The organism is Dysgonomonas sp. 216, assembly GCF_010501065.1.
Taxonomy (GTDB): domain Bacteria; phylum Bacteroidota; class Bacteroidia; order Bacteroidales; family Dysgonomonadaceae; genus QVMM01.
This window is the reverse complement of sequence record NZ_QVMM01000001.1, coordinates 220301-238691: the sequence shown is the minus strand read 5'-3', so window position 1 is coordinate 238691 and position 18391 is coordinate 220301. Positions and strand designations below refer to the sequence as shown.

Annotated in this window: 17 protein-coding genes; 3 read left to right on the top strand and 14 right to left on the bottom strand. The window is 39.0% G+C overall.

Annotation, left to right across the window (positions count from 1 at the left end; translation table 11 throughout):
- Window positions 1–2: 2 nt before the first annotated feature.
- Together D0T53_RS01155 and gcvP are read left to right on the top strand one after the other, a co-directional pair.
- Window positions 3–638 carry an MBL fold metallo-hydrolase gene (locus tag D0T53_RS01155; protein ID WP_163264218.1) on the top strand — a complete coding sequence of 212 codons (636 nt, stop codon included), beginning with the start codon at window positions 3–5 and terminating at the stop codon, window positions 636–638.
- Window positions 639–712: 74 nt separating this feature from the next.
- Entirely contained in the window at window positions 713–3580 is a 2868-nt protein-coding gene (gene gcvP, locus D0T53_RS01150; protein WP_163264216.1) for an aminomethyl-transferring glycine dehydrogenase, read from the top strand.
- A 131-nt stretch (window positions 3581–3711) separates the two neighbouring features.
- Here the strand turns inward: gcvP and rsxA are convergent, their stop codons facing one another.
- From rsxA to D0T53_RS01105, 9 genes are all read right to left on the bottom strand, one after another.
- Window positions 3712–4284, bottom strand: a complete 573-nt coding sequence (rsxA, locus tag D0T53_RS01145) for an electron transport complex subunit RsxA (RefSeq protein WP_163264214.1) — start codon at window positions 4282–4284, stop codon at window positions 3712–3714.
- 12 nt (window positions 4285–4296) lie between these two features.
- Complete coding sequence (rsxE, locus tag D0T53_RS01140; RefSeq protein ID WP_163264212.1) at window positions 4297–4890, bottom strand: electron transport complex subunit RsxE; 594 nt, start codon at window positions 4888–4890, stop codon at window positions 4297–4299.
- Window positions 4891–4912: 22 nt separating this feature from the next.
- Entirely contained in the window at window positions 4913–5647 is a 735-nt protein-coding gene (locus D0T53_RS01135; RefSeq protein ID WP_163264210.1) for an RnfABCDGE type electron transport complex subunit G, read from the bottom strand.
- Complete coding sequence (locus D0T53_RS01130) at window positions 5640–6611, bottom strand: RnfABCDGE type electron transport complex subunit D (RefSeq protein ID WP_163264208.1); 972 nt, start codon at window positions 6609–6611, stop codon at window positions 5640–5642. The genes D0T53_RS01135 and D0T53_RS01130 overlap by 8 nt, the downstream gene beginning before the upstream one ends.
- Before the next feature lie 216 nt (window positions 6612–6827).
- Window positions 6828–8168 carry an electron transport complex subunit RsxC gene (gene rsxC / locus D0T53_RS01125; RefSeq protein ID WP_163264206.1) on the bottom strand — a complete coding sequence of 447 codons (1341 nt, stop codon included), beginning with the start codon at window positions 8166–8168 and terminating at the stop codon, window positions 6828–6830.
- Between the two features lie 23 nt (window positions 8169–8191).
- Window positions 8192–9052, bottom strand: a complete 861-nt coding sequence (locus D0T53_RS01120; protein ID WP_163264204.1) for a Fe-S cluster domain-containing protein — start codon at window positions 9050–9052, stop codon at window positions 8192–8194.
- A 1-nt stretch (window position 9053) separates the two neighbouring features.
- Window positions 9054–9467 carry a SoxR reducing system RseC family protein gene (locus D0T53_RS01115; protein ID WP_163264202.1) on the bottom strand — a complete coding sequence of 138 codons (414 nt, stop codon included), beginning with the start codon at window positions 9465–9467 and terminating at the stop codon, window positions 9054–9056.
- Between the two features lie 186 nt (window positions 9468–9653).
- The gene (locus D0T53_RS01110; protein WP_163264200.1) at window positions 9654–10826 is read right to left on the bottom strand and encodes a hypothetical protein; all 1173 of its coding nucleotides are present in this window, start codon (window positions 10824–10826) and stop codon (window positions 9654–9656) included.
- A gap of 44 nt (window positions 10827–10870) precedes the next feature.
- Window positions 10871–12037, bottom strand: coding sequence for an exo-beta-N-acetylmuramidase NamZ domain-containing protein (locus D0T53_RS01105; RefSeq protein WP_163264198.1), 1167 nt, complete (start codon window positions 12035–12037; stop codon window positions 10871–10873).
- A gap of 60 nt (window positions 12038–12097) precedes the next feature.
- Here D0T53_RS01105 and D0T53_RS01100 point away from each other — a divergent pair, with 60 nt between their 5' ends.
- Window positions 12098–12634, top strand: coding sequence for an HDIG domain-containing metalloprotein (locus D0T53_RS01100; RefSeq protein ID WP_163264196.1), 537 nt, complete (start codon window positions 12098–12100; stop codon window positions 12632–12634).
- A gap of 6 nt (window positions 12635–12640) precedes the next feature.
- Here the strand turns inward: D0T53_RS01100 and D0T53_RS01095 are convergent, their stop codons facing one another.
- From D0T53_RS01095 to D0T53_RS01075, 5 genes are all read right to left on the bottom strand, one after another.
- Entirely contained in the window at window positions 12641–13765 is a 1125-nt protein-coding gene (locus tag D0T53_RS01095; RefSeq protein WP_163264194.1) for a glycosyltransferase, read from the bottom strand.
- A complete protein-coding gene (locus D0T53_RS01090) occupies window positions 13762–14790 on the bottom strand; it encodes a glycosyltransferase family 9 protein (RefSeq protein WP_163264192.1) in 1029 nt (342 codons plus the stop codon). The genes D0T53_RS01095 and D0T53_RS01090 overlap by 4 nt, the downstream gene beginning before the upstream one ends.
- 36 nt (window positions 14791–14826) lie before the next feature.
- Window positions 14827–15438, bottom strand: coding sequence for a DUF4254 domain-containing protein (locus tag D0T53_RS01085; RefSeq protein ID WP_163264190.1), 612 nt, complete (start codon window positions 15436–15438; stop codon window positions 14827–14829).
- A gap of 29 nt (window positions 15439–15467) precedes the next feature.
- Window positions 15468–17009, bottom strand: a complete 1542-nt coding sequence (locus D0T53_RS01080; protein ID WP_163264188.1) for a YifB family Mg chelatase-like AAA ATPase — start codon at window positions 17007–17009, stop codon at window positions 15468–15470.
- A 74-nt stretch (window positions 17010–17083) separates the two neighbouring features.
- Window positions 17084–18181 carry a DUF4369 domain-containing protein gene (locus D0T53_RS01075; protein ID WP_163264186.1) on the bottom strand — a complete coding sequence of 366 codons (1098 nt, stop codon included), beginning with the start codon at window positions 18179–18181 and terminating at the stop codon, window positions 17084–17086.
- Window positions 18182–18391: the final 210 nt, after the last annotated feature.

Sequence of the window (18391 nt, the reverse complement as noted above, 5' to 3'; positions counted from 1 at the left end):
TTATGATAGTTAAAACCTTTCAGTTTAATCCCATATATGTAAACACTTATGTTGTTTACGACGAAACAAACGAGTGTGTAATTATCGATGCCAGTTGTTTTTATCCTGATGAACGCGAAACTTTGCTGAATTTTATATTGGATAAAAAGCTTATCGTAAAACATTTGCTTAATACGCATCTTCATTTCGATCATGTTTTTGGTAACACCTTTGTGTACGAACAGTTTAATTTAAAAACCAAAGCACATAAAGACGATTTGTTTTTGCTTGAGGCTATACCTGCGCAAATGCGAATGTTTGGATTTGATGCTCCGGCAGAAATACCCGAAATTGAATCGTACCTGAACGAAGACGATATTATCGAGTTTGGCAACCAGCGCTTTCTGGTTTTGCATGTACCGGGGCATTCGCCCGGAAGTGTTGTTTTTTATAACGATAAAGAAAAAGCCTTGTTTGCAGGAGATGTGCTCTTCCGGTCGAGCATAGGGCGTACCGATTTGGCTGGTGGTAATCACGACCAATTGATAGATAATATACAAAAGAAACTTTTAACCCTTCCGCCCGAAACAAAAGTATATAGCGGACATGGACCAACAACTACAATTGGCGAAGAAATAAGAAATAATCCGTATCTTTAAAAAACGGTTGCAACATTTTCCGTATCCTTGTTGTTAACCGTAAAATAGGCATTCACCATAAAAAGCATTGTAATATGGAAGCAGAAAAATTCTATACGCGGCACATTGGTATCAATGAGGATGATGAGAAAATAATGTTGGAAAAAGTAGGGTTAAAGTCGCTTGACGATTTAATAGGTCAGACTTTGCCTGAAAATATCAGGTTGAAAGAAAGGCTGAACTTACCTAAGGCTTTAAGCGAATACGAATATGCCGAAGAAATAAGTCTGCTGGCTGCAAAAAACAGGGTACATGCGTCATACATAGGTATGGGATGGTACGATACTGTTGTTCCTGCGGCCATTTACCGTAATGTTTTCGAAAATCCCGTTTGGTATACTTCCTATACGCCTTATCAGGCCGAAATATCGCAAGGGCGATTAGAGGCTCTTATGAATTTTCAGACGGTAGTAAGTGAACTGACGGGCTTACCACTTTCAAACTGTTCGTTATTGGACGAAGCTACTGCCGGAGCCGAGGCTGTTTCGATGTTTTTTGCACTACGCAGTCGTGATAAAGTAACCAAGAATGCGAATAAATTGTTTCTTGATAATAAGATATTTCCTCAAACATTAGCTGTAATAAATACGAGATCGAAACCACATGGCATTGAAATAGTTCAGGGCGATTATAAGACTGTAACTCTTGACGACTCGTTTTTCGGAGCTGTTATACAATACCCGAATTCGGACGGAAGCATAGAAGATTACAGCGATTTTACAGAAAAAGCTAAGTCTTTAGATTGTAAAGTAGCTGTAGCTACCGATTTGATGGCTCTGACCCTGCTTGTACCTCCCGGAGAATGGGGTGCAGATGTGGCTTTTGGTAGTAGCCAACGCTTTGGCGTTCCAATGTTTTATGGAGGCCCTTCAGCCGGATTTTTTGCGACTAAAGAAGAATATAAACGCAATGTTCCCGGACGTATAATCGGTTTGTCTAAGGATGCTTATGGAAAGCCTGCATACCGTATGGCTTTGCAAACAAGGGAGCAACATATAAAAAGAGAGAAAGCAACATCTAATATCTGTACTGCTCAGGCTTTGTTGGCTACAATGAGTAGTTTTTATGCAGTATATCATGGACCCGAAGGTCTTAAGACTATTGCTGAACGTATACATTCAACAGCCGCTCTTATTGCAAACGAACTTACTGCATTGGGGTATAAAGTTGAGAACGATCAATACTTCGACACATTGAAAGTCTCTTTGCGAAAAGAGGTATCGCATGATGATATCAGGTTCAATTGCGAAATGAGGGAGATAAATCTTCGTTATTTCGAAACGGGAGAAATAGGTATAAGTATAGACGAAACAACAAACGACTATAAGGCACACGAATTGTTGGCCGTTTTTGCCGTATCGGCAGGACAAACAACGGTGTATATGATTGACGATTTGCCTGCGAAATGTAATATAAAGAGCAGTTTTTTGCGTACAAGTAAGTATTTGCAACACGATGCGTTCAACTCGTATCATACAGAAACCGAACTGATGCGTTATATAAAACGTCTCGAAAGGAAAGATATATCGTTGGCTCACTCAATGATCTCACTCGGTTCGTGTACAATGAAACTGAATGCTGCGTCGGAGTTATTACCTTTATACTTAGGAGGTTTTCAAAATATCCATCCTTATGCACCGGAAATGCAGACTATGGGCTATGCCGAGTTGATTTCGGAACTTGCGTCTTATCTGGGAGAAATAACAGGGCTCGCAGGTGTAAGCTTTCAACCAAATTCGGGTGCAGCCGGAGAGTATGCCGGTTTGATGACTATTCGGGCATATCAGGAGAGTATCGGACAATCGCATCGCGATATAGTATTGATTCCCGCTTCGGCTCATGGTACAAATCCCGCTTCGGCTGTGCAAGCCGGCTATAAGATTGTGATAGTAGCTACCGATGCCAAGGGAAATGTCGACATGGACGATTTTGTAGCTAAGGCTGACCAGAACAAGGATAACCTTGCTGCATTTATGATAACCTATCCGTCTACTCACGGAATTTTTGAAAAGGACGTGAAAGACATGTGTAAGATTATTCACGAAAGGGGAGGGCAGGTGTATATGGATGGTGCTAATATGAACGCTCAGGTAGGTTTAACTAATCCGGGAGTTATTGGTGCCGATGTATGTCATCTGAACTTACATAAGACATTTGCAATACCTCACGGAGGTGGTGGGCCGGGTGAAGGGCCTATATGTGTAGCCGAACATCTTGTTCGGTTTTTACCACACCATCCCGAACAAGATGGAAGCACTTTGAATACGGTAGCTTCGGCTCCGTATGGTAGTGCAGGTATACTGCCTATAACTTACGGTTATATTCGTATGATGGGAGCCGAAGGATTGACCCGTGCGACTAAAATAGCTATACTCAGTGCTAATTATATAGCCGAGTGTGTAAAAGATACTTATGGTGTTGTTTATACAGGCACATCGGGTAGGGTTGGACACGAACTTATTCTTGAATGCCGTAAGGTGAAAGAATTGTCGGGGATAACCGAAAGCGATATAGCTAAACGTTTGGTCGATTACGGGTATCATGCGCCAACATTATCATTCCCTGTTCATGGAACATTGATGATTGAGCCTACCGAGAGTGAAAGCCTTGCCGAACTGAATCGGTTTATAGCTGTGATGAATCAGATATGGGAAGAGATAAAAGAAGTGGAAAATGGTACTTATGCCAAAGATGATAATGTATTGGTTAATGCGCCTCACCCCGAATATGAGGTTTGTGCCGATGAATGGAAGCATAGCTATCCACGTTCGAAGGCGGCTTTTCCACTCGATTTTGTAAAGGAGAACAAGTTTTGGGTAAACGTTGCCCGCATTGATAATGCTTATGGCGATCGTAACCTTATATCTTGTCTTTGCGATACGGCAACATATAACGAAGAGTAACTTTGTTGCATACAGATATAGAAAGCTTATCTTCAGAAACGAGGATAGGCTTTTTTTTAATTCTATCTGTGTAGAATTACTGCCTTGTTTAGAGGGCTCAGATGCAGCATTTATTGAAAACCTGACAATCCTTACACTATTCCGCTAAATCCCATAAATGCCATAGCCAGTATTCCTGCTGTAATTAATGCAATAGGAACTCCCTCCATACTTTTAGGTATATGTGTTAATGACAATTGTTCCCTTATGCCCGAAAATATAATGAGAGCCAAGGCAAAACCAACAGCGCTGGATATTGCATAGATGATTGATGTAAGCAAATCGAAGTCTTTTTGTATAACAATTAGCGCAACACCCAGAATTGCACAGTTTGTAGTTATAAGAGGAAGAAATACCCCTAATGCCTGATATAGCGCAGGCGAAACCTTTTTCAGTATTATTTCCACCATTTGTACCAGCGATGCAACAATCAGAATAAAGCTTATTGTTTGCATAAACTCCAAACCGTTAGGATCGAGAACGAACTTTTGTATAAGGTAAGTAACAAGTGTGGCAATAGTCATTACAAAAGCTACTGCGGCACTCATTCCTATTGCAGTTTCAACTTTTTTCGAAACACCCAGAAATGGGCATACGCCTAAAAATTGCGATAGTATTATGTTGTTTACAAAAACAGCGCCTATAAATATTAATATATATTCCATTATTCGAAAAGACTATTTAGATTTAGTACTGAATTTATTGAAAATAGCGATAAGGTAACCTAATACAATAAAAGCACCCGGAGCAAAAACGAATATCAGCGAGCCGAAATCTTCGGGGTAAATGCTGAATCCGAATATTTTGCCTGTACCCAAAAATTCGCGGACACTACCCAATATCGTTAAAGCCAATGTAAAGCCTATCCCGATACCCAAACCATCAAAAAACGAAGGTATAACTTTGTTTTTTGCAGCAAAGGCTTCGGCACGTCCCAAAACTATACAGTTAACAACAATAAGAGGTATAAATAGCCCTAAACTATCGTATAGCGAAGGTAAGTAAGCTTCCATGCACATTTTAACAACTGTGACAAAAGTTGCAATAACGACAATAAATGCGGGTATCCTCACTTTGTCGGGTATAAGGTTTTTCAATAGCGATATAGCCATATTTGCGCATGTAAGAACAAATGCTGTGGCCAATCCCATTGCTAATCCGTTAATTGCTGTAGAAGTAGTTCCGAGAGTAGGGCACATTCCCAGCAAAAGGACAAATACGGGGTTATTTTTAATTATCCCACTTACTAATATTTGTATATTTTCTTTCATTATATCCAGAGAATGTTGTTTCCTATTTTGTTGCTCCGCTGTTTGCATCGGTATTTTCGGTTGAGGCTTCTGTTGCTCCACTGGTTGAATCTGTTACAGAGTCGGAGGTGTCTGTTGCTCCGCTTGTTGAGTCGGTAGCTTCGCCCGATGAGGTTGTTGCTCCGCTTGACGAATCCCACTCCTGATTGGTATAGGTCGCATACGCCCGATTTACAGCATCGAGGAACGCACGCGAGGTAATGGTTGCTGCTGTAATTGCATCTACATCTCCACCATCTTTATTCAGTTTTAGTGTGCTACCCGATAAATTACGTCCTATTATATTCTGATTTTTTTTGTCGGTTTTAAACCAAGTATCCATTTTGTCTCCAAGCCCCGGCGTTTCGGCATGCTGAAGTATTGCATAGTCTATTATCTCGCCTTCGGGTTTTAACCCCACTAATATTCTTATCTCTCCGCTGAAACCTTTCATAGTGAAGCTTTCGATTGCTACGCCCAACAATTCGGTTCCTTTTTTTGCCGGATAAACTTTAAGGGAGTCTCCTTTCGATGTCGCTATTGAGTACATATCTTCCAGAGGCGAATTGTCGAATCCGGGAATAACGTCCCTTATTGCATTTTCGAGCTTTTGTTTCTTGCCATTGGCTATCAGTGGAGCTGTTTCCTGATCTACATATGCCAGAATAGCGGCGGCAACTATACATATAATAGTTAACGACAGAAACATATTTAGTAGCGTGGATTTAAGTTTAGCCATTTTTTATTACCTCCCCAAATCTTTTAGGTTTAATATATGTGTTTATTAACGGAGTCAGAGCATTCATAATCAGTATTGCAAATGATATACCTTCGGGGTAAACTCCGAATATACGTATAACCGCTGTTATAAGCCCGATTCCTATGGCGTATACTATCATTCCGTTTTTACTCATCGGAGAGGTAGCATAGTCGGTTGCCATAAATATGGCACCTAACAATAACCCTCCCGACAGAAGATGCATGACGGGGTCGGCATAAACATGCGGATCTGCCAGGTGCAGTATTCCTGTGAAAACCATGACTGTGCCCACTGTAAATACCGGAATATGCCATGTGATAATTTTCTTCCAAAGCATGTACCCGAACCCGATAAGCAAAGCTATAGCACTAACTTCGCCAAGGCTTCCACCTTGTTCGCCAATAAGCATAGAAGCGAAAGAGAATACTTTGTCCGAACCATGCTTTATAAGCGACAGAGTAGTTGCTCCAGTGGTAGCATCGGTATATTCGAAAGGGAAAAACCCCGGCTGAGGCCATACAGTCATTTGTGCGGGAAACGATATAAGTAAAAATACCCTGCCTACCAATGCGGGGTTAAATATGTTATTACCCAGTCCTCCGAAAGTCATTTTACCTATGGCAATAGCGACAAAAGCACCGATAATAACAATCCAAACCGGAAGATTTGACGGTAGGTTGAATGCCAGTAAAATACCTGTGATTATGGCTGATCCGTCGCTTATTGACACCTTTGTTTTTAATAAATATTTTTGAATTAGAGCTTCGAACACGATACAGGATACAACAGATACTGTGGTTACAATTAAAGCTCCCAACCCAAAGAATACAAGAGATACCAGAAAAGCAGGTATCAGAGCAATCAATACTCCATACATGTTTTTCTCGATGGAATCTCCACTGTGTATATGAGGAGAGGGGGATACAATTAGTTTATTTGACATTACGTTTTTTTAGTGTTTATATAGTTCCTCGATGATTGATGTTAGTTCTATCTAAGTAGAATTAAATGCGGTTTTTGATGGGTTTTAGCATGTACTTTTTATAAAACCTGACAATTCTGACAGAAAAAACGGCTTTTGTTATAATTGTTTTTATTTGTTTGCTCGCTAGTAAGTTTATCGTTCGTAATATAGATAATATATTTGTTTTTATATACTTCAGTTATTGCGTGCCTTCTTTGCTTTCATCACATTATTTTTACCAAGGCGAATATAATCAAGTATCGGTCGGTTTGCAGGACAGACAAAACTACACGATCCGCATTCAACACAGTCGGTAATGTGTGCCGATTCGGCCTTGTCCCAGTCCGAAAATTCGCTGACATTCATTAGAAAATACGGGGTTAATCCCATACAGCATATATTCACACACTTTCCGCACCTTATGCAGTTTTTCATTTCGTTCCGCTGGGCTTCCAAAGTTGGAATGATGAGTAGCCCTGATAAACCTTTAGTTGCTCGCATGTCGATATTCGAAATAGCTTTGCCCATCATTGGTCCGCCGGCTATTATCTTTTTTGTGTTTTCGGGCAATCCGCCTGCTTGCTCAATTAGCTGACCAATAGGTACGCCTAGCCGTGTTCGGATATTACATGGTTTTTCTACATGTTTTCCTGTTACGGTTATAACCCTTTCTATCAGAGGCTTATTTTTTTGGATAGCTTCGTACGACGCAAAAACTGTGGCAACGTTAACCACTACAGCCCCTACTGATATAGGTAATGCCCCGCTTGGTATCTGTCGTCCGATGCATGCTTCTACCAGCTGTTTTTCGCCGCCTTGCGGATAACGAACCTTTAGCGGCACAATGTCTATGTTTTTATAGTTGTCGGATAGTTTTCCCAGTTTTTTTATGGCGTCGGGTTTATTGGCTTCGATACCTATCATTGCTTTTTCTACGTTCAAAGCTTTCATTAGGATAGAAGTTCCAACAAGAATTTCCTCACTTTTTTCGAGCATTAAAGCGTGATCGCAGGTTAGGTATGGTTCACACTCAACAGCATTTATCAGTAAATACTTTGCCTCGCTGTTGGGTGGAGGACTCAATTTAACGTGCAGCGGAAAGGTTGCGCCACCCATGCCCACTATACCTTTTTCGAGTATTTTGTCTTTTATTTCATCTGACGACAAATTGCAATCTTTTATTAAAGTATCGGTTGTGTCGATATCGTCTTCCCAAATGTCGCCATCAACTTCAATGTAAACAGCAGGATGTTTGAATCCGCTTATTGTCATCACTTCATCAATTTTCAAAACAGTTCCCGAAACAGATGAGTGTATGTTGGCAGAAATAAGACCGTCGGCTTTAGCCAATAATGTGCCTGTTTTCACAATGTCGCCTTTGTTAACAACAGGTATAGCCGGTTTACCGATGTGTTGAGATAGAGGTATAACAACCAGCGAAGGTATATTGCTTGTATCAATGGGTTTGTTTGCTGATATTTTATTTTCGGACGGATGTATTCCCCCTTTTCGAAATGTCCTTATTTTAGTGATCATTGTTTTTTCGTTGCTTTTAGGAATTATCCAATGGTTGTTGTTGTTGCCAGTTCTTTCGACTCTCTTCTTACAGGGAAGTTAAGCTCGGTAATAGCCGAAGTTGGACATTCTTTTACACATTTCCGGCATAAGCGGCATTTTTCGTCATCGATATATGCCAGATTGTTTTGTATGCTTATGGCATCGAAGGTACATGCTTTTTCGCATTTATTGCATCCTATACATGCAACTGTGCATGCTTTGCGCGCTACTCCTCCTTTGTCCTTATTCATACAGCTAACATATATGCGGCGCGAATTAGTTCCTTTTTTTCGTAATTCGATAAGCATTTTAGGACATGCTTTTGCACAGGCGCCACAAGCTGTACATTTTTCTTCATCTATTTCCGGTAAGCGGGTCGAAGGATTCATTTTAATAGCTCCAAACTGGCACACAGCTTTGCAGTCGCCTAATCCGAGACAGCCGTAGCTGCAGTCGGTATCGCCTCCGTATAATGCGGCGGCAATGGAACACGAAGATGCTCCATCGTAAAGCGAAGTTTGTTGACGATTATCGCACGAACCGTTGCAGCGGATAACTGCTATTTTGGGCTCGGTTTTTTCGACGGTCATGCCTAGTATTCCGGCTACTTTTTCCATTGTACTATTACCGCCTACAGGGCAATTTAAATTGCTGAGAGATGATGCATTTACACAAGCGGTTGCAAAACCTCCACATCCGGGAAAACCACATCCACCACAATTTGCGGCGGGTAATGCATCCTGTACCAATGCTATGCGAGGGTCTTCGTTTACTTTAAACTTTTTTGAGACTAAGAATAATATTATAGTACCAACAGCACCTATTACGCCTAATGATATAACCGACACTAATATTATGCTCATTTCAGATTTTTTTAGTCAGTGTAAATACAAATTTATTTTTCATTTTCTCCCGAAGAAGATACAGTATCAGGTAATATATAATAAGGGCTGCGATTGCTAGAATAACTGCCAAGGATTCGGATAGATGGAGTATTGTTGTAAATGACAGAGTGGCTATAATTATTATAAGGGGTATAACAAAAGCATACAGAACTGCTTTTAACCCTATGGAAGTAGCTCCTGTAATCAACACTCTTTCTCCGATCTGGTATTCTCCCGAAATATAGGAAATCTCTATTGTTTTTTCTTGTATGGACGAAACAGAACACATTGTTTTTGCATGGCACTCGGCACATGCTTCTACTTGTTTTATCTTGACAAGTGCACTTTTTTCAGATAGGCTGCAAATGACTCCTTCATGTTCTATTTTATTCATATTTTGCTATATGCGATTAGCATTATTGGCAAATATACGTGAATTTGTTGATATCTAAAATAGAAAAGGACGTTTTTGCTCTTAAAAAAACAATTATTGACAGTATTTAAAGACTGAAAAGCAATTTTTTAATATAGACCTTTTTTTAAGGTTAACACAAAAGGTTCGTGTTTTTGTAGTATAAAATCAAATACCATCTTTGCTTGTATGCAGGTATTTTACTTTTTTGTCGGGGGTTAGCTCTATATATAACTTTTCGGTAATGTTATCGTTTTTCTTGTGGGTCTTATAATATATTTTTTTGTCGACGGTTAAACTTAGAAGATAAATGCCATCGCCGTCTTTTTCTACGGTAAGCGTCTTGTATTGAGGATAGTATTCCATGCTTTTTATCTTGTTGCGTTGCATGTCGGCTTCTATCGACTTCACAATAATGGCTCCCGATCTGTTTTTAGCCCCGTAAAAATTGTCTACTTTGGGAATATTCAATATATCGGTCAGTTTACGAAACTGATTACCCGATAGCGAACGAAACAAAGAGCCTACATGCTGCATTATATCATTACGCTCGTCGCCTTCAACCGGCTTTATATTGAATAAATAATCGTGTCGGTTTTGCGCTATATCTTTATAAAAACCGGCTATGTTGCCAAGCTCGGCATTTTGTATATATACAAGATATCCTTCTGCGGTGTTATCAACTTGGGCTTCGTTCCAGCTTAACGAGTCCATTATTTTTTTCGCTTCAGTTTTAAACGGGGTAAGAGGATATACCTGAAGAAAATCGTAGAAATCGTTTATGTCGGACGAATTTTTAATGCCTAACCACGCTTTAGTTTCCAGATCGCGGAGTCTTCCTATTTTATCCTGAGCTTCGTTCTGAAACTTTCCGTTAGGGTATAATCGTAAATAGTTGGAGTATGTTTCGGGCGTATTGCGTTCGATACACATATACCAAAAACTGAGCTCGGCATTATCTCTGTCTTTTTTTTCCTTATTTACTAAATATATACCTATACCCATGCCAAGGCATAAAAGTAAACCTACTGACCAAAGAGCTATAATGCGTATCTTTTTTCCGATGTTTTTAGCCGGAGGTGTAGGGGGTATTTCTTTTTCGTTTTCACTATCTTCCGGTAGGATGTTTTTTTTGTCGGGGATAGTATTGTTTTTTGACCGATCGGGGGTATTCTTTTCTATTATAGGAGGAGTGTCTTCCGTCATGTCAGTATTAAAAGTGTCTTCATCTAATAAAAAATTGATAGAATCCCTCCTTCGTGCTATTTCGTTACACTCCGAACAGATTATTTCATTTTCATTAACTTGCTTTCCACACAAGGGACAAAGGTTATCTGACATATACGTATTCCTTGGTTTATTATACAAATATACAAATAGCGACTTTAAAATTTGTCATTCTCTGTATATAACAAATACTTTTTCCTTATTGTTTTATATTTTGTTAAATCATTTTCCCAGCTTTTACGAATTTCTTCTTCGGTTGCCCCTTTTTGAATTTGTAAACGGAGTTTGCTTGTTCCCGCCAGATTGTCCATAAATCTGGGTGATTTAAAGAAGGATGGGGCTGAACCTGATTTTTTGTAGAAGCTTATCAGGAATTTTAGCGATAATCCATCGTTAAATTTAAATTGCCTGAGGTCGACTCCATAGCATAACTTATCTTTTTGAAGAGGGTTTTTATCAAATCCGGGTAAAGATTTAGGTGTAAAGGTAAAATCGCCGAATTTAGGGTCGGGGTATCCTATTGCCTGAAACGGAAAGTAAGTGCCCCGCCCAACGCTTACGTTGGTTGCCTCGAAAAAGCAAAGCGAAGCATACAATTTTATCGACTGATCGTTTGGTAAATTAGGAGATGGTTTTATTGGCAAACTGTATGCTTGTCCGTGTTTCCACCCTTCAAGAGTTATAATTTTTAATTTACACTTAATTTTTTGATTCAACCAGCCTTCTCCGTTTATCATTTTAGCCAGCTCGCCTATCGTTAGTCCGTGCAGAACGGGTATAGGATGCATGCCGACGAAAGATTTGAGGGAACTCTCAAGTATGGGGCCGTCTATAAAGTCATGAGGATTGGGGCGGTCGAGAATTATGCAGGTTTTTTGTTGTTCGGCACAAGCTTCCATTACATAGTGCATTGTGCTGATATATGTGTAAAAACGCGCTCCTACGTCCTGAATGTCGAAGATGACAATGTCGATATTATTGAGCATTGCTCGGGTAGGTTTTTTATTTTTACCATAAAGCGATGTTATATTTATTCCTGTTTTCGGATCTTTTCCGTCAATAACTGTTTCTCCGGCATCGGCATTTCCCCGTATTCCATGTTCGGGTGCAAATATTTTTTTTACTTGTATATTTTCAGCCAGTAATGTGTCGAGCAAGTGTGTGCCGTTCGATAAGCAGCTTGTTTGATTAACTACAAGAGCAACTTTTTTTTCTTTTATAAGGGGTAGTAACACCTCTAATCTGTCGGCACCCAGCCTGAGCGATGCGTAGCTAACACTGCTTAAACAGAGAAAAAAGAGGATGAGTATACTGCTTTTTTTCATTTCTAACTTATTTGTTTACTTTGTATAAAGTAATAATTCACTTGTAAATTTACGAAGAAAATGAATGCGATAGAGATTATACATAAATATTATGCCCAAGATACTCAGCTTTATAATATTCTTATAACGCACAGTACATTGGTTACCAATAAGGCTTTGAATATTGCCCGTAATCATCCTGAATTAAATATTGATGAACAATTTGTAAGCGAAGCGGCGATGTTGCACGACATAGGTATTTTTATGACAAATGCTCCTGCTATTTTCTGCTTCGGAGATTTTCCTTATATCGCTCATGGTTATTTAGGACGGGAATTGCTCGATAAAGAAGGCTTTCATCGTCACGGCCTCGTGTGTGAACGCCATACCGGTGCAGGCTTAACAAAAGAGGAAATTATAGAGCAACAATTGCCAATTCCTCACCGCAATATGTTTCCTGTAAGTATCGAGGAGCAAGTTATCTGTTTTGCCGATTGTTTTTTCTCCAAAACCCATCTGGATACAGAAAAGGATGTAGATAAAATAATAAAAGGAATGAATAAATTTGGAGAACGGTCGGCTAACCAGTTTATTGATTGGTGTAATATGTTTTTATAGAGAAGTTTACTTTTTCGGTTCTGAAATAAACGCTTCGACTTTCGAGGTAAACGTTTTCCACGATAAGCGTTCTTTTTCGGATAAGATATTATCTATAAATTCGGCTTGTTTGTTACTCTCGAAAAATTCAATTATACCGTTTGCTATTTCTTCCGGATTGGGGTTTTCTACAACAATACCTGTATTTGCTTCGCGTACAGTCTCGCCCAAAGCTCCAACGTTTGTTGCTACCATAGGTGTTTCGAGCTGATAAGCTAAGGCTACAACTCCGCTTTGTGTTGCCGACCGATAAGGTAAAACCAGTACATCTGCAGCCGAAAACAGGGTTGTGACCATGTCGTCATTTATATATTGTTCGAAAACGATAATATTATCTTTCAGTTTCGATTTTTCGATAAGTTGTGCGTATTTGTCGAAACTGCCATAACTCTCTCCTGCAATAATCAGTTGGTATTCGTCGGTCAGATGGTTTGTTGCCTCGATAAGTAAATCTAATCCTTTATAGTCTCGTATGAAGCCAAAAAACAACAGGTTCTTTTTGTCAGGTTTTATGTCGAGTTGTTTACAAGCTTCTTCCCTGTCGAATGTTTCTTTATAATGATCGTAAATAGGGTGTGGCAGCTGCAGTATAGGTGTGTGGCTGCATAGTGTCTGTAAATCTTTTTTTACAGGTTCGCTCATCACTAAAAAGGCATCGCAGCGTTTAAGAAAATATTTTGCAAGTTGTTTTTCCATAAAAACACGTTCGTGCGATATGGCGTTGTGAACAAGCGATATAACTTTTGTTTTTTTATTGATAAAACGACAAACGGTTCCATAAGCCGGAGCAAAAAACGACATCCAATAAGGAATGATAAGTATATCGGGCGAATATTTATTTATGGCTTTAGCTGTTTTTATATACGTGAACGGATTGATACTACTCAGAATTCTGATACTGTCGATAACTGTAGCAGTGTCGTCTTCCGTTACAAATTGAGTTTTACCCGGAAACAGCAAATCTGGGTATAATGTTGTAAATGTAAATGCTTTCACCTCGTTATTCTTGCTTAATTCGGTATACAAACGGGCATTCAGTTGTGCCAATCCGCCACGGAAAGGATAAAAAGGTGAAAGTATCGCTATTTTCATTGTTTGTTTAATATTTGCTCTACTTTTTTTATAATTGTCGATTCGTCTATCATATTCATGCAAGCGTAATCTTTTCGGAAACAGGGTACGTCTCCGAATACTGAACATGGACGGCATGATAAATCGGCCTGAATAGCATTGTCAAAATCCTGATTATATCCATAAAATCCTAAATACGGGTGTGTCGCACCCCAAACAGAAACAACCGGAACTTCTACCAATGATGCGAGATGCATATTGGCCGAATCCATAGAGAGCATAACATCAAGGTATGATATTAATAAAAGTTCAAGATCGAGTGGCAGTTTTCCCGATACATTAATAGCTCTGGGATATTTTTCGACCCATTTGTCTAATATGGCACGTTCTGCTTTGCCGGCGCCAAACAGGAATAAGTTATTTTCGGGATTCGAAGACAGGAGTTTTATTATATTCTCCATCTTTTTTAAAGGATAAATTTTTTCATTGTGTTTCGAAAACGGTGCTATCCCAATCCATTTTCCCTGTTTTTCCGAAACAAGCGAGCGTAAAGGATATAACGACCTTTCTCTGAATTCGAAAAAATGAGTGAAAGACATCTCGAAGGGAAACCCTAATCGCTCGAAAACCTCGCTATAACGTTCTATTGTTGATTTTAGCGGATGGGTAAGCGTTTTGTTTTTTATCAGGTTGTTTTTGTCATGTTTCCCCTTATCTATGTGTGCAACTTTTTTCCCCTGAAGCCACATTGCCTTGCGAAGCACACTTGTTCTTAAAACATCGTGCATATCGGCAACATATGAAAAATGGTCGATCGAAACCGATCGGATTAAACGTAAAAGCCCGAAAAAGCTCCTGTGTTTTGACATATCGAAGCTTTTTGTGCTGATGTTAAAGCCTAGATTTTCGAATAAAGGAGCGAAAGACTTTCTGGTTAAAACAACAAATCTGTCGTGGGGATACATTGCGGCAACCGAGTATATTACCGGAACCAAAAGAGCAACATCTCCAAACGACGAAATTCGGGTTACTAATACTCTTGACATTTAACTGTAGTTTTTATTTGTGCTTATACTGAGTGTTTATTTTTTCGATTTGTCGTATAATATCGGGTTGAGAGTAGGATCGTTATACATTTTCATTTGTTTATACACTTTCATGTATTTATTGCCACTTTCTATATCGGAAAGCAACTCTTCGATGGCTGTTGATAAATCGGTACGTTGTTCTAATAAAATGTCAAGTTTCTTTTGTCTGTCTTTTTTCTGGTTATCGTCAATGTCTGTACGGATAACTTCTTGGTTCATGTGGTATATTTTAAGTGCAAGAATTGATAAACGGTCGATAGCCCAAGCCGGACTTTCGGTGTTTATATTAGCATTTTCCCGAACTTTTACTTCCTTATATTTATCAAGAAAGTAACTGTCTATCATTTCCACAAGATCGGTGCGGTCTTGGTTCGATTTGTCGATACGGCGTTTTATTTGCAATGCATTTACGGGATCAATATCCGGGTCCCGAATGATATCTTCGAGATGCCACTGAACTGTGTCGATCCAGTTTTTTAAATAGAGATAATATTCGATAGCCGGAATTGTATATGGATTGTTGATAGGAGTATCTACATTGTTGGCGATGTGATAATCTTTTATCACTTGATCGAATATTGAGTTGCTTAATTCTGTAAATTTCATAAGATGTATTTATTATTAATCGTGTTTTTTTATTTGCTAGCCCATGTTTCTCTGTCGAGATTTCTGTAATTTATTGCTTCGGCTAAGTGTCTTGATTCTACTTTTTCCGAGTTGTCAATATCAGCTATGGTTCGGGCTACTTTCAATATTCTGTCATAAGCTCTGGCCGACAGATTAAACCTGTTCATGGCCGTTTTCAGTAATTGAAGTCCTGCCTCGTCAGGAAGCGCGTATTTGTTTAATAATCTGGAGCTCATTTGGGCATTACAGTAAACTCCTTCTTCGTCTTTAAAACGTTCGGCTTGTATTTCGCGCGCTTTTATAACTCTTTCCCTTATTGCTTCGCTTTTTTCAGACATGTTTTTGTCTGATATTTTTTCGAAAGGTACAGGGATAATTTCGATATGTATATCGATACGATCGAGTAGTGGGCCCGATATTTTATTCAAATAGCGCTGTACTATGCCTTCGCTGCAGGTACAGGTCTTTTCTGGGTGATTGTAATAGCCACACGGACAGGGATTCATAGAGGCTACCAACATAAAACTGGCAGGATATTCTACTGTGAATTTCGACCGCGATATACTTATTTTTCTGTCTTCAAGTGGTTGCCTCATAACCTCTAATACACTTCGGTTAAACTCCGGTAGTTCGTCAAGAAAGAGTACCCCGTTGTGAGCAAGACTTATTTCTCCCGGTTGAGGATAAGTGCCTCCGCCAACCATTGCTGCATCCGAAATGGTATGGTGCGGACATCGGAAAGGGCGTTGTGTCATCAAAGATGTATCGGTTCCTGTTTTTCCGGCTACGCTGTGTATTTTGGTCGTTTCGAGGGCTTCGTGTAATGTAAATGGTGGAAGTATAGAAGGCATACGTTTTGCCATCATGGATTTTCCTGCCCCCGGAGGACCTATCATTATTATATTGTGTCCGCCGGCAGCGGCAACTTCCAATGCTCGTTTTACATTTTCTTGTCCTTTTACATCGGTAAAGTCAAAATCGAATATTTGATGTTGTCTGTAAAATTCGTTACGGGTGTCAATATTTGTTGTTTCCAGCTCTTTTTGGTTGTTAAAAAAATCAATTACTTCGCAAATGTTATTTACTCCGTATACATCCAAATTGTTAACAACTGCTGCTTCTTTTGCGTTTTTATGAGGCAGTATTATTCCTTTAAATCCGTCTTCCCTTGCTTTTATGGCTATTGGTAGCGCTCCCTTTATTGGCAAAATGCTTCCGTCGAGCGATAATTCTCCCATTATAATGTATTGCTCTATTTTTTCTGTTGTAATGCCGCCCGATGCAGCCATAATGCCTATGGCTAAAGGTAGGTCGTATGCCGATCCTTCTTTTTTTATGTCGGCAGGCGACATGTTTATAACAATTTGTTGGCGGGGAAACTTATATCCGTTTATCTGAAGTGCTGAAATAATTCTCTCGTGGCTTTCTTTAACCGATGCGTCGGGCAACCCGACAAGCATAAATTTTATACCTTTCGAGCAATTTACTTCAATAGTTATTAGAGTTGCATTAATTCCTTGAACTGCTGCTCCGAAAACCTTTACAAGCATCTTATTATTTCGGTTTTTTTTTGAGAATCGGACACTAAAGTATAAAGAAAAAGCGGGAAAATAAATTTTATTGCTTACTTTTTGTCTTTTTGTAAGTCCTGTATCTTTTCTGATAATTCTGGAGCTAATATTCCTCTTTCGAGAATCCATCCTTTCGGTGAAATTAAAATACCATAAGGTAATTCGGAGATATTGTATAGATTAACGGCCTGAGAAGCCCACCCTTTGTTGTCGTAAAAAACAGGCCATTTAATAGAATCGGGGGTGTTCTCATCCTTATAATCTATAACAATAGATATAAATTCGGTGTCTTTGTTTTTTAGCTTTTTGTAAGCGTCTATCATGTATGGTATACGCTCTTTATATACTTCGCCGTCTTGTGCCACAAAAGTCAGGTATATGTATTTTCCTTTGTATTTGCGAAGGTCGAATTCTTTTTCTCCGTTCTTCAAAGTGAAATCGGGTGCTATTGCTCCAACTTGCGATAATCTGGTTCTTGTGTTTTGTTTTTTCAGGTCTTGTGTCAGCGGAAAATCTACGGCAGCCCCTTCTAACGATCCTAATAATTTGTCAAGATCGCTAAGCGAAATGTTGCTTTTCAGAAAGTCTTGAATAAGAATAACACTGGCTACTTTATCCGGATTTTTTTCGACGTAAGATTTTGCTTTGTTTATTAAATCGAACTCTATATTTTTTAATTCGGCGTTATAATTTTGGAACATATCTACATTAGCGGCATCCTTTATTTTCAGAAGTAATTCGGTACGGATTTTGAGCAGCTGTTCGTTTTCTTTTTTGAAAGCTGTCAGGTCGTCATTTACATTTCCTCCGTTTACGGTTATCAGATCGGAATAATTGATGTTGCCATCGATATTAACATCCCATCCTTTATCCAAAAATACAGAGGTGGACCATGCTTTTTTGTCGAAGTATAACGAGGCAATAGTTAGTGTGTCAACTTTTCCTTCATGCGAAAAAACGCCGTGTTCGTCTATGCGGATTGTGTCAACTATTAAAGAGTCAGGCGATTCCATCACCAGAAAAAAGTATGGAGCATTGAGGTTCGATAACTTTCCTTCTATTTTAAATGTACTTTTATCCTCTTCCTTACAGCTAAATAGTAAGAAGATTGAAGCAAGCAAGATAACCCCTATGTTTTTTAAATTGAGCATGATTTTGGTATGAAAAATTGTTCCTCTCCAATTAATAACGACAAAAGTAATTATTTGTTTTGGTTTTATTCCCTTTTTTTTAGCTTTTGTTAATATATAACAAAAAATATTATAAATTGTTCGCTGGTGTATATCAATATTCTACAATTGCTCTGATAATAAACGGATAAGTTTGTTGTCTGTTTTAGATTGGGACGAAAAATAAAAGCT

Coding starts and splice junctions, on each gene's coding strand:
- D0T53_RS01075 (WP_163264186.1), bottom strand. CDS start 18,181: ATGCTCAATTTAAAAAACATAGGGGTTATCTTGCTTGCTTCAATCTTC.
- D0T53_RS01130 (WP_163264208.1), bottom strand. CDS start 6,611: ATGTCAAATAAACTAATTGTATCCCCCTCTCCTCATATACACAGTGGA.
- D0T53_RS01110 (WP_163264200.1), bottom strand. CDS start 10,826: ATGTCAGATAACCTTTGTCCCTTGTGTGGAAAGCAAGTTAATGAAAAT.
- D0T53_RS01095 (WP_163264194.1), bottom strand. CDS start 13,765: ATGAAAATAGCGATACTTTCACCTTTTTATCCTTTCCGTGGCGGATTG.
- rsxC (WP_163264206.1), bottom strand. CDS start 8,168: ATGATCACTAAAATAAGGACATTTCGAAAAGGGGGAATACATCCGTCC.
- D0T53_RS01135 (WP_163264210.1), bottom strand. CDS start 5,647: ATGGCTAAACTTAAATCCACGCTACTAAATATGTTTCTGTCGTTAACT.
- D0T53_RS01080 (WP_163264188.1), bottom strand. CDS start 17,009: ATGCTTGTAAAGGTTTTCGGAGCAGCAGTTCAAGGAATTAATGCAACT.
- D0T53_RS01105 (WP_163264198.1), bottom strand. CDS start 12,037: ATGAAAAAAAGCAGTATACTCATCCTCTTTTTTCTCTGTTTAAGCAGT.
- D0T53_RS01100 (WP_163264196.1), top strand. CDS start 12,098: ATGAATGCGATAGAGATTATACATAAATATTATGCCCAAGATACTCAG.
- D0T53_RS01120 (WP_163264204.1), bottom strand. CDS start 9,052: ATGAGCATAATATTAGTGTCGGTTATATCATTAGGCGTAATAGGTGCT.
- D0T53_RS01115 (WP_163264202.1), bottom strand. CDS start 9,467: ATGAATAAAATAGAACATGAAGGAGTCATTTGCAGCCTATCTGAAAAA.
- D0T53_RS01085 (WP_163264190.1), bottom strand. CDS start 15,438: ATGAAATTTACAGAATTAAGCAACTCAATATTCGATCAAGTGATAAAA.
- D0T53_RS01155 (WP_163264218.1), top strand. CDS start 3: ATGATAGTTAAAACCTTTCAGTTTAATCCCATATATGTAAACACTTAT.
- D0T53_RS01090 (WP_163264192.1), bottom strand. CDS start 14,790: ATGTCAAGAGTATTAGTAACCCGAATTTCGTCGTTTGGAGATGTTGCT.
- rsxE (WP_163264212.1), bottom strand. CDS start 4,890: ATGAAAGAAAATATACAAATATTAGTAAGTGGGATAATTAAAAATAAC.
- gcvP (WP_163264216.1), top strand. CDS start 713: ATGGAAGCAGAAAAATTCTATACGCGGCACATTGGTATCAATGAGGAT.
- rsxA (WP_163264214.1), bottom strand. CDS start 4,284: ATGGAATATATATTAATATTTATAGGCGCTGTTTTTGTAAACAACATA.